The organism is Kibdelosporangium philippinense, from assembly GCF_021390435.2.
In the GTDB taxonomy this organism is placed as follows: domain Bacteria; phylum Actinomycetota; class Actinomycetes; order Mycobacteriales; family Pseudonocardiaceae; genus Kibdelosporangium; species Kibdelosporangium philippinense.
Genome location: NZ_JAJVCN010000001.1, coordinates 2,826,566 through 2,845,639 on the forward strand (window position 1 = coordinate 2,826,566; position 19,074 = coordinate 2,845,639).

General features: G+C 64.7%; 17 protein-coding genes and 1 pseudogene. 7 read left to right on the forward strand and 11 right to left on the reverse strand.

Annotated elements, in window-relative coordinates; genetic code table 11:
• Positions 1-31: 31 nt before the first annotated feature.
• Positions 32-1,063 carry a D-alanine--(R)-lactate ligase gene (vanA, locus tag LWC34_RS12930; RefSeq protein WP_233725289.1) on the reverse strand — a complete coding sequence of 344 codons (1,032 nt, stop codon included), beginning with the start codon at positions 1,061-1,063 and terminating at the stop codon, positions 32-34.
• Between the two features lie 144 nt (positions 1,064-1,207).
• Here vanA and LWC34_RS12935 point away from each other — a divergent pair.
• Positions 1,208-2,854 (forward strand): annotated as a pseudogene (locus LWC34_RS12935) (FAD-binding dehydrogenase); the annotation flags it as partial.
• Between the two features lie 22 nt (positions 2,855-2,876).
• Here the strand turns inward: LWC34_RS12935 and LWC34_RS12940 are convergent.
• Together LWC34_RS12940 and LWC34_RS12945 are read right to left on the reverse strand one after the other, a co-directional pair.
• Positions 2,877-3,878 carry a hemolysin family protein gene (locus tag LWC34_RS12940; RefSeq protein ID WP_308200028.1) on the reverse strand — a complete coding sequence of 334 codons (1,002 nt, stop codon included), beginning with the start codon at positions 3,876-3,878 and terminating at the stop codon, positions 2,877-2,879.
• Entirely contained in the window at positions 3,875-5,173 is a 1,299-nt protein-coding gene (locus tag LWC34_RS12945) for a hemolysin family protein (RefSeq protein WP_233725290.1), read from the reverse strand. The genes LWC34_RS12940 and LWC34_RS12945 overlap by 4 nt, the downstream gene beginning before the upstream one ends.
• Before the next feature lie 193 nt (positions 5,174-5,366).
• Here LWC34_RS12945 and LWC34_RS12950 point away from each other — a divergent pair, with 193 nt between their 5' ends.
• Positions 5,367-6,386 (forward strand): cation diffusion facilitator family transporter, encoded by a 1,020-nt coding sequence (locus LWC34_RS12950; protein WP_233725291.1) that lies wholly within the window; start codon positions 5,367-5,369, stop codon positions 6,384-6,386.
• On the opposite strand, the gene LWC34_RS12955 is transcribed toward LWC34_RS12950, so the two are convergent.
• The 3 genes from LWC34_RS12955 to LWC34_RS12965 form a co-directional block, all read right to left on the reverse strand.
• Entirely contained in the window at positions 6,366-7,019 is a 654-nt protein-coding gene (locus tag LWC34_RS12955) for a hypothetical protein (RefSeq protein ID WP_233725292.1), read from the reverse strand. The two genes, LWC34_RS12950 and LWC34_RS12955, sit on opposite strands and share 21 nt — an antisense overlap.
• A 64-nt stretch (positions 7,020-7,083) precedes the next feature.
• On the reverse strand, positions 7,084-7,515 hold the full coding sequence (locus LWC34_RS12960; RefSeq protein WP_233725293.1) for a (R)-mandelonitrile lyase: 432 nt from the start codon (positions 7,513-7,515) through the stop codon (positions 7,084-7,086).
• Between the two features lie 219 nt (positions 7,516-7,734).
• Entirely contained in the window at positions 7,735-8,115 is a 381-nt protein-coding gene (locus tag LWC34_RS12965) for a MauE/DoxX family redox-associated membrane protein (protein ID WP_372496538.1), read from the reverse strand.
• 43 nt (positions 8,116-8,158) lie between these two features.
• Here LWC34_RS12965 and LWC34_RS12970 point away from each other — a divergent pair, with 43 nt between their 5' ends.
• Positions 8,159-10,816, forward strand: coding sequence for a PKD domain-containing protein (locus LWC34_RS12970; RefSeq protein WP_233725295.1), 2,658 nt, complete (start codon positions 8,159-8,161; stop codon positions 10,814-10,816).
• On the opposite strand, the gene LWC34_RS12975 is transcribed toward LWC34_RS12970, so the two are convergent.
• A complete protein-coding gene (locus LWC34_RS12975) occupies positions 10,786-11,823 on the reverse strand; it encodes an LLM class flavin-dependent oxidoreductase (protein ID WP_233725296.1) in 1,038 nt (345 codons plus the stop codon). The genes LWC34_RS12970 and LWC34_RS12975 overlap by 31 nt on opposite strands.
• Before the next feature lie 227 nt (positions 11,824-12,050).
• Between LWC34_RS12975 and LWC34_RS12980 the strand changes: the two genes are divergently transcribed.
• Both LWC34_RS12980 and LWC34_RS12985 read left to right on the forward strand, forming a co-directional pair.
• Complete coding sequence (locus LWC34_RS12980; RefSeq protein WP_233725297.1) at positions 12,051-12,350, forward strand: hypothetical protein; 300 nt, start codon at positions 12,051-12,053, stop codon at positions 12,348-12,350.
• The gene (locus tag LWC34_RS12985; RefSeq protein WP_233725298.1) at positions 12,347-13,084 is read left to right on the forward strand and encodes an endonuclease/exonuclease/phosphatase family protein; all 738 of its coding nucleotides are present in this window, start codon (positions 12,347-12,349) and stop codon (positions 13,082-13,084) included. The genes LWC34_RS12980 and LWC34_RS12985 overlap by 4 nt, the downstream gene beginning before the upstream one ends.
• Here the strand turns inward: LWC34_RS12985 and LWC34_RS12990 are convergent.
• Genes LWC34_RS12990 through LWC34_RS13005 form a run of 4 tightly spaced genes read right to left on the reverse strand, consistent with a single transcriptional unit; the run spans position 13,059 to position 16,762 of the window.
• Complete coding sequence (locus LWC34_RS12990) at positions 13,059-14,066, reverse strand: hypothetical protein (RefSeq protein ID WP_233725299.1); 1,008 nt, start codon at positions 14,064-14,066, stop codon at positions 13,059-13,061. The genes LWC34_RS12985 and LWC34_RS12990 overlap by 26 nt on opposite strands.
• 60 nt (positions 14,067-14,126) lie before the next feature.
• A complete protein-coding gene (locus LWC34_RS12995) occupies positions 14,127-14,942 on the reverse strand; it encodes a GNAT family N-acetyltransferase (protein ID WP_233725300.1) in 816 nt (271 codons plus the stop codon).
• A gap of 42 nt (positions 14,943-14,984) precedes the next feature.
• Complete coding sequence (locus LWC34_RS13000) at positions 14,985-15,851, reverse strand: GNAT family N-acetyltransferase (RefSeq protein ID WP_233725301.1); 867 nt, start codon at positions 15,849-15,851, stop codon at positions 14,985-14,987.
• Positions 15,852-15,868: 17 nt separating this feature from the next.
• Positions 15,869-16,762, reverse strand: a complete 894-nt coding sequence (locus tag LWC34_RS13005) for a LysR family transcriptional regulator (protein ID WP_233725302.1) — start codon at positions 16,760-16,762, stop codon at positions 15,869-15,871.
• An 84-nt stretch (positions 16,763-16,846) separates the two neighbouring features.
• Here LWC34_RS13005 and LWC34_RS13010 point away from each other — a divergent pair, with 84 nt between their 5' ends.
• Together LWC34_RS13010 and LWC34_RS13015 are read left to right on the forward strand one after the other, a co-directional pair.
• A complete protein-coding gene (locus LWC34_RS13010; protein ID WP_233725303.1) occupies positions 16,847-18,349 on the forward strand; it encodes an MBL fold metallo-hydrolase in 1,503 nt (500 codons plus the stop codon).
• Positions 18,346-19,074: an SDR family oxidoreductase gene (locus LWC34_RS13015; RefSeq protein ID WP_233725304.1), complete on the forward strand. Its 729-nt coding sequence runs from the start codon at positions 18,346-18,348 to the stop codon at positions 19,072-19,074. The genes LWC34_RS13010 and LWC34_RS13015 overlap by 4 nt, the downstream gene beginning before the upstream one ends.

Here is a 19,074-nt window from a genome sequence, read left to right on the forward strand (position 1 = left end):
GCGTGCCCGGCGGGGTCAGTTCAGTTCACTGTCACCTTGCGGCCAGTGCCAATGACACCCAACGGTCGATCAACTCGCCGAGGGACAGCCCCGCGGCCTTCATCATTCGGGGGTAGCGGCTGTAGGAGGTCAGGCCGGGGAGGGTGTTGACCTCGTTGAGCACGACGCTGCCGTCTTCCTTGAGGAAGAGGTCGACGCGGGCCAGCCCCCGGCAGCCGAGGATGCGGTAGATCGCTTTCGCCGTGTTCTGCACGAGTTCGCGCGACGCCGGCGAGATGTCAGCCGGGCAGATGAAGGCGGAGTTCTCGGATCCGGTCTCGGGGGAATCTTCCTGGTGGATCCGGAAGAAACCGTGGGTCAGCGCGACTCGATCCGGCTCGCCGGCGAAGAGATCGTCGTCGTTGCCCATGATGGCGCAGCCGATCTCGCTTCCGACGACGCCTTCCTCGATCAGCACCTTCGTGTCGTACTTGCTCGCGGTTTCCAGCGCGCTCTGCAGTTCTTCCCAGCTGGTTACCTTGCTGACCCCGAAGGACGAACCAGACCGGGCTGGTTTCACGAAGACGGGATAGTTGAGCCCCTCGGGGTTCACACCTTCGTCCAACGAGACGATTTGGAAGTTCGGTGTGGCAATTCCCGCGCTGCTGACCACTCGGTAGGTCAGGGACTTGTCCATGCACAGGGCGGAACTCGGGATGTCGCAGCCGACATAGGGGATACCGGCGAGTTCGAACAGGCCCTGGATCGCGCCGTCTTCACCCAGTTTGCCGTGCAGGACAGGCAGTACGACGTCCAGCCGAATCGTGTCGTACTTGCCGTCTTCCATCACGACCAGTCCGTGGACACCACGGTCCGGTGACAGCATGGCCGGGCGGCTGTTGCTTTCCCAGTCCTCGTGCGGGCCGTCGCAGAGCTTCCACTCGCCGCTCTCCGCGATTCCGATGTAGAACGGCTCGTACTTCTCTAGATCGAGGCTTGCTTCGACCTCGCGTGTCGACTTGAGGGAGACGGGGTGCTCTTCGGAAACTCCACCGAAGATGATACCGAGCTTCAATCTAGCCATTCTGGTTCCCGCTTTCGAATTCCAGACAGTTTATGAATGAATGTTCAATCGCGCTGCTCAGAGCATGGTCCGGCTGGCAAGCGTTGTGCGGATTGCCTCAGCACGTTCGCTCTTCGCCGTTGGTCATGCGTGGCAGTGTAGGCAGCGTGGTGCGGCGGGCATGTATGTGGGGTTGGACTGGCCGACGCTGGGCGGAAGGTCATCCTGCTCGATCAGGAACCCGAGGCGAGTCTTGGCGGCCAGGCGTTCTGGTCGTTCGGTGGTTTGCTCATGGTCAACACTCCTGAGCAGCGGTTATCGGGCATCAAGGACTCGCGTGAACTCGCCATGCAGGACTGGCTTGGCAGTGCGGGGTTCGACCGGGGCGTTGATGATCCGCTTGGCGAGGACTACTGGGGCCGTCGGTGGGCGGAGTCGTACATCGACTTCGCCGCGGGGGAGAAGCGGGCGTGGCTGCGCCGGCAGGGGATCCGCTGGTTTCCGGTTGTCGGCTGGGCCGAACGCGGCGGTTATCTGGCTGAGGATCACGGCAATTCTGTGCCTCGTTTTCACGTCACGTGGGGTACTGGCCCGGCACTTGTGGAAGCATTCGCACGCAGGGTCCGATTCGCTGCCGCCAATGGCCTGGTGAAATTGCTGTTCCGTCATCGCGTGGATGAGATAGTCACGAGCAATGGTTCCGTTGACGGAGTCCGTGGAGTTGTACTGGAACCAAGCGATGTGCCGAGAGGTGTGGCGAGCTCACGTGTCGTAGTCGGCGAATTCGAGCTGCGGTCACAGGCCCTGCTGGTGACGTCGGGTGGTATTGGCGGAAACCTCGATCTGGTGCGCGCGAATTGGCCGCGCGATCGGCTCGGGGCACCGCCGAAGCGGATGCTGACCGGCGTGCCTGCCCACGTCGACGGCCGGATGCTCGCGATCACCGAGAAGGCAGGCGGGCGGATCGTCAACCGCGACCGGCTGTGGGCGTACACGGAAGGGATCAAGAACTGGGACCCGGTCTGGCCGAACCACGGCATCCGCGTCCTGCCTGGCCCGTCGTCGACCTGGTTCGACGCCCGCGGTCAGCGGTTTCCAGCGCCGAACCTGCCGGGCTTCGACACCATCGGCACACTGGGCACGATCACCCGATCGGGAGACGACTACTCGTGGTTCGTCCTCAACACCAAGATGATCGCCAAGGAGTTCGCGCTGTCGGGCTCGGAGCAGAACCCTGACCTGACCGGCAAGAGCATCTGGAAGACCCTCGGGCGTGCCTTCACGTCCGGTCCACCCGCGCCCGTCAAGGCGTTCATGGATCGCGGTGCGGACTTCGTCGTCGCCCCGACCCTCGAAGAGCTTGTCGCAGGCATGAACCGGGTGGCTGGGAACGAGCTGATCAACCTGGTGGACCTGCGCCGCCAGATCGAAGCCCGCGACCGCGAGGTCCGCAACCGCTTCACGAAGGACACCCAAATCGCCGCGATCCACGTCGCCCGCCGCTACCTCGGCGACCGGCTCATCCGGACATCGTCACCACACCGGATTCTCGACCCGAAAGCTGGCCCGCTCATCGCGGTCCGGCTCAACGTACTGACCCGAAAGACACTCGACGGCTTGCAGACCGACTTGTCCGGCCGAGTCCTGCACCAGGACGGCGAGCCAGTGCCCGGCCTTTACGCGGCCGGTGAAGTCGCGGGGTTCGGCGGCGGTGGCGTGCATGGCTACCGCGCTCTCGAAGGCACGTTCCTCGGCGGTTGCATATACAGCGGCAGGGTGGCGGGCCGGGCCTTGGCCCGCGCGATCGGCTGAACCCCACGGGGAATCACATCAGTCAGGCCACCGGCAGTAGCTGATTCAGCACGTCGTCCAAGGTCACCAGGCCCGCCAACTGGCCATCGGCCTCGACAAGCGCCAAGTGGTTACGGGTCTCGCGCATCGTGCTGAGCGCCGCGTAGATCGGCGTTGTCGCACTCAACGTGAGTACCGGCCGCATCAACGACGCCGCAGTCGTCGTGGCTGGCTGCAGCAAAGCGTCGCGGACGTGCACAACGCCAACCGGCCGTCCCTCGGACATGACCACGAGCCGGAGATGGCCGGTTTCCCGTGCGGCGGCCTTGATTTCCGTGCACGTGACATCGGGCGATACGGATGCCAGGTCGGGCCGGACGATTTCGCGCAGCGGCCTGGTGTTCAGCTCCAACGCCGTCGCCAACTGCTCGTGCCTGGAGTCGTCCAACGCGCCTGCCCGCGCCGAGTGGTCCAGCAGTTGACGCAGGTCGTCGGGACTGCGGCCCGGGCTGACCTCGTCGACCGGCTCGACGCCGAACTTACGCAGGAACCAGTTGGCCATGGTGTTGAGCGCCACCAGAAGCGGGCGCGTGAACCACATGAACGCCCGCATCGGCAGGGCGAGCAAAGTCGCCGAGAACTCCGGATGCGCGATCGCCCACGACTTCGGCGCCATCTCGCCAACGACCAGGTGCACGAACGTGACGATGATCAGCGACAGCACGAACGCGATCACGTCCGCGGTGACCTCGGGCAAGCCCCAGTCGGTCATCAACGGCGTCAGCATGTGGTGCACGGCCGGTTTCGTGACCGCGCCAAGCACAAGCGTGCACAGCGTGATGCCGAGCTGAGAACCAGCCAGCAGCAACGACAGCTCGCGTGAACTGCGCAACGCGGCTCGTGCGGACAGGCTGGTCGAAGCGGCTTCTTCCAGGCGATACTGCCGTGCTGCCACCAAAGCGAACTCGACGGCCACGAAGAACGCGCTCAGCGCCACGATCCCAACCGTGATCATCAACGCGAGCCACGGACTCAAGGTGCTCACGTGATCACCTGCAACAGCACGGTTTCCGGCACGTGCCTTGCGATGCCGCGGACCGTCACCGTGATCTTGTGCTCACGAGGCAGTTCGATCGTGATCGTGTCGCCAAGGGAAGGCAGCCGTTGCATTTCGGTGATGACCAGGCCCGCGATGGTTTCGTACACGCCTTCCGGCAGGTCGTGCCCGATCAGTCGTTCCACCTCGTCGATATGCGTTGTGCCGGACAGCAACCAGCCGTCCTCGGCGGGTTTCGCGACGCCTTCATCCGCCGGACTGTGTTCGTCGGTGATCTCGCCGACGAGCTCCTCGGCGATGTCCTCCATCGTGATCACGCCTGCCAGGCCGCCGTATTCGTCGACGACACAAGCGAACTGCTCGCCCGCCTCGCGCAGCTGCTCGAGTACGGCCATCAGCGGCAGGGAAGCAGGGACCAGCACGGTCGGCCGGGCCACTTCCCGGATCGGAATGTCCATCTTGGAGTCCAGTGCGAGCACGTCACGCAGGCAGATCATCCCGACGACGTCGTCCACATCGGACCCGAGGACGGGCAGCCGTGAATACTCCGACGCCATCAGTTCCACCGCCCAGCTGACAGGTTGGTCGGCGTCGATGGTCGTGACCAATGGGCGCGGGATCATCGCGTGCTCGGCCGTTCGCTCGTGCAGATCAAGCGTTCGTTCGAGCAGAGTGGACAGTTCGGCCGGGAGGTCACCGCTGTCGCGGGACGCGGCCACGATGTACTCAAGGTCGCGCGGGGTCGCGGCGTGTTCGACGTCGTGCACCGGCTTGATCCGCAGCAGCTTCAACAGCAGGTTCGACGCGTGGTCGAACAACCGGATCAGCCAGCCGAACACCTTGAGGTACAGGCTGGTGGACAGCGCGAGCCTGCGTGCCACTGGTTCTGGGCGGGCGATGGCGAGGTTCTTGGGCACGAGCTCGCCGAACACCATCTGCACCCCGGTGGACAACAGCAACGCCAGCACGGTCCCGACCGCCACGCCCACCGCCTGCGGGATTCCGACGCCGCCAAGCAGGCCGCCGAGGCCAGCGCCAATCATCGGCTCGGCCACGAAACCAACAAGCAAGCCGGTCACAGTGATGCCTAGTTGCGCGCCGGACAGCATGAAGGAGGTGCGTTTGGTGATGCCCAGTGCACGGGTGGCGCCCGCGTCGCCCACGGCCGCCTTGGCTTTGAGGCGGGAACGGTCCACCGCCATGTAGCCGAATTCCTGCGCCACGAAATATCCGGTCAGCGCGGTCAACGCGACCACGACAAGGATGCCGAGCAGGATGGTCATCGCACACGCTCCACCAAGGAGCCTGTGCGGCTGGTACTTCGGGAGGGGTCCATGGTCCTCTCTCGTCAGGGGCCTCTCGATGAATTGAAACGTACCTTATGGGCGATTAGTTCCCCGCGTGTCGCACTCGTTGTTGCAGGTAGATGGCTGTTACGCCGTTGTCGCTTCGTAGTCGCGGCCCTATCTTGAGCCCATGGGACACGGGCATGGGCACGGTCATCACCACCACAAGAAGGGCATCTGGGCGCGGCTCAAGCCGCACAGCCACGACGCCGCCGACATTGTGGACAGTGCACTCGAAGCAAGCCGTCGTGGCATGCGGACACTGTGGATTTCCTTCGCCGCCCTGATGGTCACGGCCGTTGCTCAGGCAGTGCTCGTTGCCTACACCGGGTCCGTGGCGCTGCTTGGCGACACTTTGCACAATTTCGCGGACGCGTTGACGGCGGTGCCGTTGGGCGTCGCGTTTCTGCTGGGCAGACGTGCCGCGACGCGCCGGTTCACCTACGGCCTCGGACGCGCCGAGGACCTGGCTGGCCTGGTGATTCTCGCGGTGATCGGAACTTCAGCGGGGTTGGCGGGGTGGGAGGCGATCCAGCGGCTGATCGATCCAAGGGACATGCGCAACGTTGGCTGGGTCGCCGCGGCAGGTCTCATCGGCTTCCTTGGCAACGAACTCGTGGCGCGATACCGGATCAAGGTCGGCAGGCAGATCGGCTCGGCCGCACTGGTCGCCGACGGCCTGCACGCCAGGACCGATGGGTTCACGAGCCTGGCCGTGCTGTTGTCCGCCGGTGGCGCGTACCTTGGCTGGCAGTGGGCGGATCCGGTCGTCGGCCTGCTGATCACGGTCGCGATCCTGTCGGTTCTGTGGGGCGCGGCGAAGGAGGTCTTCGGGCGGCTCTTGGACGCCGTCGACCCGGTGCTGGTCGATCAAGCCGAACAAGCGCTAGCTTCGTCGCCCGGAGTCCTTGCCGTACACCAGCTCCGGCTCCGCTGGGTGGGGCACGCGCTGCACGTGGAAGCCGAGCTGTCGGTCGACCCGGGGTTGACGCTGAACGCGGCGCATCAGATCGCCCACGACGCCGAGCATCGGCTACTGCACGCGTTGCCCCGGGTCGCCAGAGCTGTGTTGCACGCGCATCCCGCTGAGCCGCATGGGGATGCGGCCCACGAGCTCGTGGCGCACCACCTATCGCGGACCTTCGGGTGATCCGTCGGACGTGAGCGCGCCTTGGCCTGGCTTGGACGGCAGGAAGATGTGCGCGTGGCCGCGGCCGGAGTCGACGTTGAGCACGTCGAGCTGGGTGGCCGCGACCGACCATGTGACGATCGCGGCGTCGCGTTGGCGTCCGGCAGTCTCCAGCCAGGGCTGCTTGTCCTGCGCGTCAACGGATTTGGCGTAGGTCTCGACCGCGAGGTCGAGTTGCTGGACGCTGGACGCGAGGCCCGAACGGGCGATGTTGACGGCCGTACCCGCGGACGGGCGCTCGGCGAACTCGTCAACGTAGCCCTTGGTGATCTTCTGCCAGCCGGTGACCTGTTCCCGCGTGCCTGTGGTCGTGGTCAGGCCTTCGAGCACCGGCAGCAGGCCGTCGTGCATGCGCCGGGCCTGCTGGGTCAGCGTGCCGATCTGTTCGTTGTCGCGTTGCGCGTCCTGCTTTTTCATCGCCGCGACCGGGTCGGAATCCGCGGCCGTCCCGGCACTGGGACGACCGAGGAAGAAGCCAGCGACGAACGCCACGATGACGATCGGCACCGCCCACAACACCTTGGCCCGGCCCGGTTTCGGCGCTTGGCCGCCGCCCCATCGTTCGCTGCGTAAGGTACGCGGGCGCGAGCGCACAACTGCCTCCACTGGTAGCCGAGCCGACACGTCATGCTATTGGTCGGACCAATGCTGGCGGAAGCTACTTGCCGTATTCCTCGTCGGTGACGTGCGCGCCCCACTCGGTTTCCGGAATGGTCGAGCCCGGTGAGATTCCGTCCCACATCGCGAGGTGCGCCATGAAGTCGTGCGGAGTCGCGCCGTGCCAGTGCCATTGCTGGGGTGGCGTGTAGATCGTGTCGCCAGGGCGAATCTCGATGATCTCGCCGCCGCGGGCCTGGATGAGGCCGACGCCTTCGGTGACGTGCAAGGTCTGTCCGACGGCGTGCCGATGCCACGCGGTGCGGGCGCAGGGCGTGAACCGCACCTTGTTGACGCGCATACGTGACGGTTCCTCGCCGAACACGATCACGTCGTAGTAGACGTCGCCGGTGAACCAGTCGGCGGATCCCTTGGTAGTGGGGGATTTCGGCAGGATTTCCATCGTTGTCCTCGCCTCCGGGCGGCTACTCACACCTCGACATTAACTCCGTCCCGCACACCTCGCTGTGTCACTATTTGGCACAAAGTTAGATTTTGTACCATAGAGCAGGTCGAATCCGGGTTGGGAGCCTTCGGCGAGTGGCAGAACTTTGCCACTAGGTGGGCACACAGGGAGATGTCTTCAGCCTCGCCGTACAACGCTTCGAGGCGGGTGCTGTGGTCGCGCGGGCGCCGTACAACATGTTCATGGTCACTCCTTGATCAAGTACGGCAACGAGTCGAAGTTCAACACCACCGCGGTCAGGACCACCGCCGCGAGGGCCGCCATTGCTAACCCGAGCGGCTCCGCGGTTTGGGACGCGGCCGTCAAGCCTCTGGCCGCCACGACCCACAGAGTCGTGTTGCGCACCAGGTGACTCGCGCCAAAGCATCGGCAGGGCGTCGTGCTCCCGCGCCGCAGGGTTCGCGCGATCGCTACCGTGAATGCCGTCAGCAGCACCAAAACCGCGCCGAAGCCTCCGTCGACCGTCGCCGGGACCACCAACAACACAGTCAGGAATTCGGCGGCGATGACCGCGCCCGCGAGGGCAACGGGAAACGGGAAACGGTTGTGTAGTTCAAGGAGGAACAGTCAGGCTGTTCGACGAACGACTCAGGGGGCTTTGGGGGAAGTGATGTTCCGGACGCGGCTCTGGGCTGCGATTGGCGCGACCGTGATAGTGGCGGCCAGTTTGGCTGTCGGGGGAATGGACAGGGCGCACGAGGCGCCGCGTGTGCGGTTGCATGGCGGCTCGGCATGGTTGGCGTCGAGCAAGACCGGTCAGTTGACTTTGCTCGATGGCGCGTCGGCTGAAGTGGCGGCCAGGGTGGAGGTCGCCCCGCCCGGTACTCCGATTCAGGCTGCCCAACAGGGACCGACTGGGTATTCCCTGAACAAGTCTGACGGGTCCGTGGTACGTGTGGACGGCGCGACCCAGTTCCCTTCCGCTCCCGCGAAGTTATCGGCCAGCGATATTTTTCCTACCCCAGAAGTGATGTATTCATTCGATGGTGGCCGTGGATTGCTGACGCCGGTTGAATTGGACACGCTCAACCCCCTTGGGGAGCCGTTTTCCCTTGCCTCGAAGGTCTTCCCGGAAGGGGCCATAGTGGACGGTTCCGGCCGGTTGTGGATCCTTGATCGTGCGACCGGAGACCTGACGTGGTTCACTCCCTCCGGCGGCCAAACCAGAACAGCCGCGAGCACGGCGGATAGAACTCGCCTCACTGTGACCGATGGCCGCCCGGCCTTGCTGGATCTCGCACGCCGCACAGCAGAGTTGCTCGATCCGGAGGATGGGTCGGTGCAGGAGTCGATCCGCGCGGACCTCCGTCCGGACGACGAGGTCGCGCTGTCTGGTTCAGCTCAGCAGCAACGGATCCTGATCTCGGTCGCCTCCCGTGGCCTGCTCATGGTTTGTAGCTTTGGTGCTTCCTGCGCCGACCCGATCCCGCTGGGAACGGGAAAGGCCGACCTCGGCGCGGCGATCGAGATCGGCGACCACGCGATCGTGCCTGATTACAGCAGCGGCCAGGTCTGGATCGTCGACCTTCGGTCGATGAGCGTGGTCACCTCAAGGCAATTGTTCGACCGCCCGTTGCGCTTCGAGCTGCTGACCCGCGACGGCATGGTTTTCTACAACGACCCTGACAGCGACCAGGCAGGCGTGCTCGACCTGAACGGTGACGTGCGCGCCGTATCGAAATACAAGGCCGACTCCGGTCCCGCCCAGCTCGCTCTGGACGGTCCAAGCACCACGCGACAGCCGCCGTCCACGCCCAACCGACCCCGCTCGGGTCCAACGGGCGCTGTGCCACCCGTGTCTGGGCGCGGCGACCCCGAACCTGCACCACCAGCTGCCGCGCCACTGGTCGACATCGTCATCAAGCCCCGGGATCGAGCGCTGGTCGGAGAGGAACTCGAACTCACGGCCGTCGCCCCCGTACCCGTTGGCCTGACCGGTGCACGCTGGACATTCGGCGACGGCACCGAGACCACCGGGCTCACGGTCCGGCACGCGTGGGCTAACCCTGGCGTGTTCCAGGTGCAGCTTTTCGCGATGACGGACATGGGGCCCGCCCAGGTTGCGACCGCGACCGTGACGGTCGAACGTGCGGAAACGGTGCCACGCATCACCGGATTGACCATCACCCCGAAAGACCCCAAGACCGGCAAGCCCGTTCGGTTCAGCGCTCGGGTTACGGGCCCTCGCCCAGATCGCTGGGAATGGACGATCACAGGCACTCAAGGCCGGGTGATCGATTCGACCAAGCGAGAGTTCCAGTACACCTTTACGACGCCCGGCACGTACACCGTGACCCTGGCCGTGACAGCCGGTGGAGAACGAGCGGAGAGATCCCAGCAGCTGAAGGTCGAGCGTGCGACGTGTCAGTGGAGAGTCGAGAAGATCAAGGCACCCGACGGTGAGGAAGCGACTTCCACCCAGGTGAACGGTACTGACAGCAAAGGCAACTACTCAGGTACGGCAGCCGTCGGAATCATGGAAAAGATGATGGTCGTGCTGTGGACGGATGGGGAACCGCGTATCGCCCATGAATTCGCGTTCGCATGGGTCGCCGACGAGAACTCAGCTGGCACGGTGTTGGTGAACGGCAATGATCCTCAAACAGGTCGAAGCGGCGTGTTCTTGCTCGCTCGCGGTCATACCGGCAACGGCACAGTCACTCACCTTCGGGCGCCGGACGGGTACCAGGCCGAGAAGGCGGTCGCTCTCAATGACCGGGGTGATGCGCTGGGATCGGGACAGCGCACCAACGATGGCCACGGCGTGACGTTGCTCTGGCCGGTAGGTGGCGAGCCGATCGTGATCGACACTCCGGTTGGGGCGGGTGCCGATCTGGATGACGACGGCACAGTGCTGCTGCACAACAGTGACAACGGTTCCGCGCACCTATGGCGATCCGGTGCGGTTATTCCTTTGTCCGGCAATGGCTCTTTCGAATCCGGGGTCATTCGGGCAGGAAAGATCCTCCGCTGGGAAAAGCTGGAGTCGTTGGCAGGGCGATCTTTCCTCTACTCGCGGCCGGACGCTCCCCGGCTGATCGAGAACGGCGGCACGGCGGAAGCGATGAACGCCAACGGTTTGATCGTCGGCAGGATGAGTACTCAGATCGGGCCGCCTGCGGTGTGGCGTGACACCGCGTTCCTCGCCGAGCTTCCACTGCCAGATGGCGTCACCGAGATCGCCGACGGCTCGTTTGTCGTCGGCGATGACGACGTGATCTACGGTACGGCGACGGGTTACGGGCCGGTCAAGTGGACCTGCTCGTGACGTGTCCCGACGATCTCAGCGAGCAGCTCATATGACCGCACCCGGTCGGCATGGTTGTGCACGAGGGTGATCGCCATGAGCTCGTCCGCCTGGGTGCGTTCGAGCAGGTCGGCTAGCTTCTTGCGAACGGAGTCCGGGCCGCCGAAGTTCTTGGCCGCGAGGTAGTCGCGCACGATCTGCCACTGCTCCGGGGTGTACGGATAGTCGGCGGCTTCCTCCGCGCTGACAAATGGTTTGTGGCCGACCGTAGGGCGCTGCTGGAAGTCCGGCCGCATTCGCATCATCGCCAGCCCGACCGGTCCGGCGAGCCATTCCGCGTGCGCGTCGGTGTCGGCCACGATCACCTGCGTGGCCACGATCGCGTACGGCTTTTCCAGCTGCGCCGAGGGTTGGAAGGACGCGCGGTACGCCTCCAGCGACGGCACAGTCATCTGGCCGTTGATGTGGTCCGCGAAGGCGAACGGCAGGCCGAGCTTGCCTGCCATTTCCGCGCTTCGCGTACTGGTTCCGAGCAGCCAGATCGGCAGGTTTTTGTCCGGCGCGGGCACGACCGTGCACTTGCCGTCACCGTTGAAATAGGTCAACAGCTCGGTCAGTTGCTCAGCGAACTCAGGCTCATCTGTTGACCGCCGCAACATCTGAGCGGTGGCCGGGTCGGTGCCCGGTCCCCGGCCGATCCCCAGGTCGATGCGGCCGGGATGCATCGCTTCGAGCGTGCCGAACTGCTCGGCGACCACCAGCGCCGGATGGTTGGGCAGCATCACGCCACCGGAGCCGACCCTGATCGTGGCCGTGGCCCCCGCGATGTACGCGATCAAGACAGCGGGCGCGGAGCTGGCGATGTTCGGCGTGTTGTGGTGTTCGGCGACCCAGTAACGCTTGTAGCCGAAGGCTTCGGTTTTCTTCGCGAGATCGAGGGTGTTGCGCAGAGTTGTGGTCGGCGACGCCCTCGTCATGACAGGCGCGATGTCCAAAACGGACAAGGGGACAGCTGGGATCGATGTCATGGTGTTCGTTCTCCTCGCCGGGCCGGCTTCTCGACCGGCGGCTGTACGGGCGGCGCTCCCAGCAGCGTCTGCCACGCGTTGACGTTGCCACAGTATCTGATCGGGCTCGAACTGCATCCGAGACTACGGACACGGTGAAATTGATAGTGACGAAATTAAGAAAGATCCGCCACGAGCGCATAGACTGTCGCTGGCTGGGTCGGCTCTCAGTTCGGAACCGCGAAACTGTGGATCGCCGGTCGCTTCACCTGGTCCGCCGCTACGACCACCTTGCGGACCTTGCCGAGGATTATGCCGTAGCTGAGAACTTTGACCTCTCACTGGCGCCGGAATCGCATGATTCCCTTGTCGCGGAGTGTCTTTCGTTCACCACGGGGTCGATGTCCCGTACCGGCAAGAACTTCATCGACTTGGCCGCGCTGCATCGGCACGGAATCAGCAACCCGAAGGTTTTGACAAGTGGTACAGCTACCGCTGCATGGCGTGTTGTCGCCGGGGCGGGAAGTCTGATTGTCTCTTGGCCATGAACCGGGTGATCTTGGTCTTGACCATGCTCGCGCTGCTGCCCGTGCCATCGGCCGCGGCGATCAGGCCCGGGACCACAATCACCGTGCTGCAGCTCAACATCTGCCATGGCGGCATGGCCGGTTGCTACCGAGGTGACGCGGTCATGGTCAAAGCCAGCGAGGTGATTACCCAGACCAAGCCGCACGTGCTGTCGATCAACGAGGCGTGCTCCGGCGACATCGACCGGCTGCGTCCAGCCATGGGGCCCGTCCGGACGTTGTTCGTCGCAGCCCGCAACCTCGACGACACGCCTGTGCTGTGCCGCGGCAACGATGGGCAGTACGGCAACGTCCTCATGGTCGCCGCCGAATTCCCTAGCACCACCGAGGAATCCGGCATCTACGCCGCCCAATACCGCGGCGCGGACGGCCACCGCGAACTGCGGTCCTGGGGATGCCTGGGCAACGTCTGCACCACGCACTTATCCGCCGATCACGCGCCGACGGCTCTCGCGCAATGCCGGGACATCATGAGTCGCGAGCCGAAGCCGATGATCGTCGCGGGCGATCTCAACCTGCGTGACACGGGCATTCAGGAATGCGATCGCGAAGGGTTTTCTCGCCGGGGTGACGGCGGCGTGCAGTATGTCTACGCCAGCGATGATCTGGAATTCGTCCGGACCAGCGAGATCGACATGCTGGGAACCACCGACCACCCCGGCTTGCTCGTCACCGTGACTGGCAGGTCCACTTGAGTGGCCCGTGGTCTCGGGCATGGCCGTAGATCACGTCGTCATCACCGATGACGAAAACACCGCTGGCGTCCTCGACGCGATCGGGCATCGGGAGCTCGCCAAGGAATGTGGTGTCGCGCCACACCGCGGACTGCCCGATATGCGTGTCCCTGTCGCCGACGATCAGGCCGTTGGAGTTGATCGCCCGTGCCGTGCCGCCTTGGTCGATCAGATGTGGCTCCTCCATTGGGTTCGTCCACATCACGGACTGGGCGTCCGGCCATGACGGCAGGCTGAGGGTACCAACGACTTTGCCTGCCCGAATGGCGCCGAAAACGAAGGAACCCCTGCCGAACAACGATGTGATCTGACCCGCTCGCCAGAGATGCGCGGGCGAGTTGTTGCCGTCGTACAGCAGGACAGTGCCGTCGTTGTCAAGGTCGATGCCTTGCCCGACAGGAGTGTCGATCACGATCGGCCGGGCGGCGATCATCGACCAGAGCACCGTGACGCGGTGTCGGTCTTTGGTACGTTCTGCCGCCGCCAGTACGTCACCCGCGTCGTTGATCGCGATCCCGTACAGGGTTTCGTATCCCTCTGGCGGCTGCAGGTAGGTGACCGTGCCGTTGCCCGTGTGGCCACCGGTATAGCGGAACACGCCCCATTTGTCACCGTCACCGCCGGTCAGCAAGATCGTGCCCGATGAGTTCTCGTCATCCACGCTCGCTCTGCTGAAGGTGGCGAATTCACTGGGCAAACGGGGTTCGCCGTTCGTCCAAACCACGATCGTGCTGCTGTTGGTGCTCGGCCGGTAGACGTTGCCGGAGTAGTTGCCATGGCTGTCTGTGCCTGTCACCTGGACGTTTTCCGGAGCGTGCCCCTCGGGCGGCTTGATGTTCTCGACCGTCCAGTTGCACATCTGCGGCCCAGTTGCCGCTTGCGCAGGTAACGCGAACACCATGCTTGCTGCGAGCGTCGCCGTCACGACCATGCTTCGGTACACAAGAACCCCCTCAAGGTGGCTGGATGCGCATCGTCCCGAGGTGCTCTTGCGGTTTTCTTGTCACATCCGGGACAGGGCCCGGATTTCCGGAAGTTGCTGGAAGCCAGCTGCTTTGTAGGTGGCCACAGCGCCAACGTTGAAGCTCGGAGTGCAGACCACCGCGCTCGACGATCCCAGCTCCTGCGGAGCGGCTGCCGCCGCGACGGTGATCGCGCGGCCGTAGCCGCGACCGCGATGGTCCCTGTGCACACCCATCGGCTCGATCAGCCCTGGCTTTCCTGGTCCGGCTGACCACACCGTCACCGCTGCCACCGGATCACCTTGGTCGTACGCGACCAGGCACCGGGCGTCGGCGTACGGCAATCCCGCAGCCATCGCGCGCCATCGCTCGTCGGTGAAGGTCGACCCGTCGAACGCAGCCCGTTGCACGGCGGTCCGTACGTGAGCCTGCTCCGGGCCAGTTACCCCGATCCGCAATCCTGGGTCCTGCACAGGCTTGCTGAGATCACGCCGCAGGGGAGTCCACGGCTCGTCAGCATTCCAGCCACTCTCCAAAAGCAGATCCTGGACGAGCGCGTCCATTGGTGCCTCGACGGACACCTTTCCTTCTGGCAAGGCGATGTCCTCGACCAGGTGCTGCGCTAGTTCACGGTCCTGCTTGACCTCTGGCGCGATCGCGAGCCGCAGGAATGTTGGCTCATCCAGCAGACCGACCGCGAAGATCCGGCCGTCCCGGCGCCACGTCCGGACCGCCGCGGCCGTCGCCTCCGCGCCGAACCGCCAGAACCACCCCAGGTCGCCGGGATGCAGCTGCATCGGCGCACCTTCATACTGCCAGTCCCGCAGCGCGCCCACAGCCTCGCCTGAACCTCCCATACCTGTGATCACACACCCTGCGTCGAACCTGCGCACTCGGTTTTACAGGTCGAGTTGGTACTCGTACGTCGTATGCGTCGGAACATAGCCGAGGGAGTCGTTGACGTGTCGCATGTGGACATTGCTGGCGGCGGTGTCGGTCAGCAATCCATCGAGGTCTGGGTAGCGTTGCTGAGCCTGACGGATCGCCTCGGCTTTCATCCAGCGGCCGAGGCCGTGGCCTCGGTGTTCTGGCAGAACCCCGGTGCCGTAATGCTGGCCGTCACCTTTGCCATCACCGGGAACTACCAGTTCGGTGAACCCGGCAATGGAGCCGTCGGATTCGTCGACCGCGACAACGGTGTGCAGCAGATCGCCGCGTTTCGAGATCGCCTCAGCCGCCGCCCGGACGCGGGCAACATCCCAGGTGACCGTGCCGTAGTCGGTTTCGTCCATGGGCATGTCGTCCATGGCTCGACGAGAGGCGGCGAACGTGTCAGCCAGCTCGTCGGGAACCGTGCCGTTCCACGACATCAGCCGATAGCCGGGATGTGGTTGCTCGGTGATCTTGGCGACGTCCGCGTCAGCCAGCCGCAGTCGGGCGTACGTCAAGGTCAGAACCCTGCGAAGGCCCTGAGCCAACAGGAAATGGTCGCCCGGGGAGTCGGCTTGTGCCTGAGTGACGACACTCCGCCGACCGTCCTCCCGGGCCGCGGCCACAGCCGCGTGCAGCAGCCGAGCCCCGATGCCATTGCGACGCGAAGCTGGGTGGACGGTCAGCGAGAGCTCGGCCAGATGGTTCTGTCCGGCTGCGGTGAACATGCGCAAGAACGCCGATCCGACCGGGACTCCGGCCGTGTCGGAGGCCAGCCAGGCCAAGCGGTAGCTGGCCAGGCCGTGGTTGGGATCGGTCAGTGGGGTGATGTGCACGGTTGCCATTCTGCGGGTCACTCGGTTGCCACTGCTTCGATCTGGTCACGCAGCCACGTGTGCGCGGGATCGCTGTTCTGCCGGGGATGCCAGACCATGCCGAATGCCAACGGCTTGATCTCTTGCGGTGCTTGGAGAACCCGGATTGCTGGGTCGTCGTCGTACAACTCGGCGAACCGGCGCGCGAGGATCGTGTAGCTCGATGTCTCGGGCAGAGCCGCGATGGCCGCCGCGAAGTAGGGCACTCGCAGGGTCGGGCGGGCGGTTACGCCGAGGTCGACGAGTTGGTGCTCGGTGTGCATGCCCTCCAACCGCATCGGCACCACGCTGATCCTGGGGTAGCGCACGAGGTCGTCCATGCTGATCCGGTCCCCGCTGACAGGGTGGTCAGCGGCCACGACGCAGACATAGTCCTCTTCGAACAGCAGCTGGAAACGTAGTGGTGCCGGTGGTTTGATGCCGACGAGGGCGATGTCGGCGCGACCGTGGTCGATGTCGTCGAACGTGTGGCCGCCGATGGATTCCACGACCAGTGAAACGTTCGGTGCCTGCTGGGAGATTCGGCGAAACAGCCGTGGACCGAGTACTTGGGTGCCGTAGTCGGTGCAGTGAATGGTGAATTGGTCGGTGGCTGTTGCCAGGTCGAATTCGTCGCCGCGGATCAGGGCTGACAGTCGCGGCAGCACAGTGGCCAGCTCGCGGCGGATCGTGCGCGCGCGGGGTGTGAGTTCGTAGCCCGTCGGTGTCTGGACGAGCAGGTCGTCCTGGAACAGGTCACGCAATCGGGTGAGTGATCGGCTCATCGCCGAGGTACTGAGGTGGAAGCGGGCCGCGGCACGAGAGACGTGCCGCTCTTCCAGAAGCACCGCCAGTGGCTTGAGCAGGTTCAGGTCGGCCGCATCGAGTTGCATGAGACGCAAAGTAGCATTGCAAACTTTGCGTTTGACGCAACGCGCCGGGGCTCGCAGACTCGAAGGTGTCGAAAGGAGGCCGTGATGTCCACCCAGGACGTTCTCGACCAAGCTGTTTCCGCACTCGGTGGACGCGAGGCGCTGGACGCCGCCGTCACCGAGACGATCACCGCGACCGGGTGGCGCAGGCACCCCGGCTGGGGCACCGAACCGCACAAGCCGGAAGCCGTCGCGGAATTCGCCTTCACCTTGGTCGACGAGATCGGCGGCCCCCGGTACAAGCTGTCGCTCAGTGCGCAGACGCACCTCGTACCGACCGAATTGGACTACACCGAGATCGGCAACGGATCGACCGGTCACGTCAAGGGGATCGACTTCATGTTCGACCCGCGCCCGGTCGACATGGCCATCCCGGCCTGGCGAGTGGCGACCCGGGTGCGCCACTTCGATCTGACGTCGCCGCTGCGCCTGGTGCGCGCGATGCTGGTGCCAGGGGCAGATGTCGAGGCCAACGGGCACATCCTGACGCTGCGGCAAGCCGGTCGGCCGGATACCCATGTGCACGTCGACCCGCGCACGGGCTTGCCGGTCCGTGTAGAGACGGTGGAGGAACACACGCCGCTTGGCGATGCGACCGTGGCAGTACTGTTCGAGGACTACCGTCGCAGCGGGACAGTCGTGGTGCCCTTCGAGGTTACGATCACTGTGGACGATGTCCCGGTACACCAGGAAACCCGGTCCGGCATCACGGTTGCGTCCACAGTGCTCGATGACGAGTTCGCTGTGCCCGAAGCGGAGCCGGTTGAGGCCTCGGCGGCGCAGATGGCATTCAGCCAGTTCTCGGCCGAGTGGATTCTGACCTATGTGTACTCAGGCGTCCGGTTCTACTTCGACCTGCAGACCAAGCCGCTGAGCGACGGCCCGCTCGACATCGCGCCCGGCGTGAAGATCGTGATCGGCCCCAGCCACAACACGCTGGTGGTCGAAATGCCGGACCACACACTGGCTGTCGAATCGCCACTGTACGGCGACTACACCAGCGAGGCGCTCAAGCAGGTGAAGGAAGCGTTCCCGGGCAAGCCATTGACCGAATTTGTCGGCACGCACTTCCACTACGACCACATCGGCGGCATCCGGGAGTTCGCTTCGAACGGCGGGTTGACGGTGTACGTCGGCGAACCGACTGCGGCGTTCTTCGAGAACATCTTCACGCGGCCGTACACCGTGCACCCCGACACCTACGCCACGAAACCGGAGCCGGTGACGGTCAAGCCGGTCACCGACCCGGTCATCCTGCCCACCGCGGACGGCGGCACGCTGCAGATTCACCGGATCACCAGCGACCACTCCGACGACATGATGATCGTCTACCTGAGCACGGCGAAGATCGTCTTCGAGTCGGACCTGTGGAACCCGACGCCGTCGATGCCGCGCTCCGGCGACCAACGTGGACGGCTGGCAACGCAGCTGTACCAAGAGATCGTCCGACTCGGACTGGACGTGGAAACCGTTGTGGGTGGCCACAGTGGACCCGACCAGACGCACGCCGCGCCGCTGGCGTACCTCAAGACGGCAGCAGGGCTATGACCCGGGTCGCCATCGTCACCGGTGCTTCCGGCGGAATCGGCTACGCGGTCGCAACACAGCTGGCCAAGGATGGAATGACGGTCTTGGTCCACTACTCGGGGAACAAGGTCCGAGCGGACCAGATCGTCTCGGAGATCACCGAGGCAGGCGGGACAGCTTCGGCGTTCCAGGCGGACGTCGCCGAATCGTCGCAGATCTCGGCCCTGTTCGACGAGGTTGAGCGGCTGTACGGCGGGGTGGATGTCGTGGTCAACACGGCGGCCATCAGTTCGACCGCCGCGTTGGCCGACCTGAACCTCGACGACCTCGACCGAATGCATCGAATCAACATTCGCGGCACATTCGTTGTCTCGCAACAGGCTGCGCGACGGTTGCGGCCCGGCGGTGCGCTGATCAATTTCTCGAGCACGGTCGTCAGGCTCGGAACTCCGACCTACACCGCTTACGTCGCAAGCAAAGGCGCCGTCGAGGCGATGACTTTGGCGCTGGCCAAAGAGATGCGCGGCAGGGACGTCACTGTCAACACCGTCGCGCCTGGCGCGACCGTGACTCCGATGTTCCTCGAAGGCAGAACGCAGGAGGCTATTGACGCCGCGACGCAAGCACCGCCGCTCGGCAGGATCGGCACACCCGCGGACGTCGCGTCCGTGGTTGCTTTCCTTGCCGGTCCGGCTCGGTGGATCAACGGTCAGGTGATTCGTGTCAACGGCGGTGTGGCTGCCTGA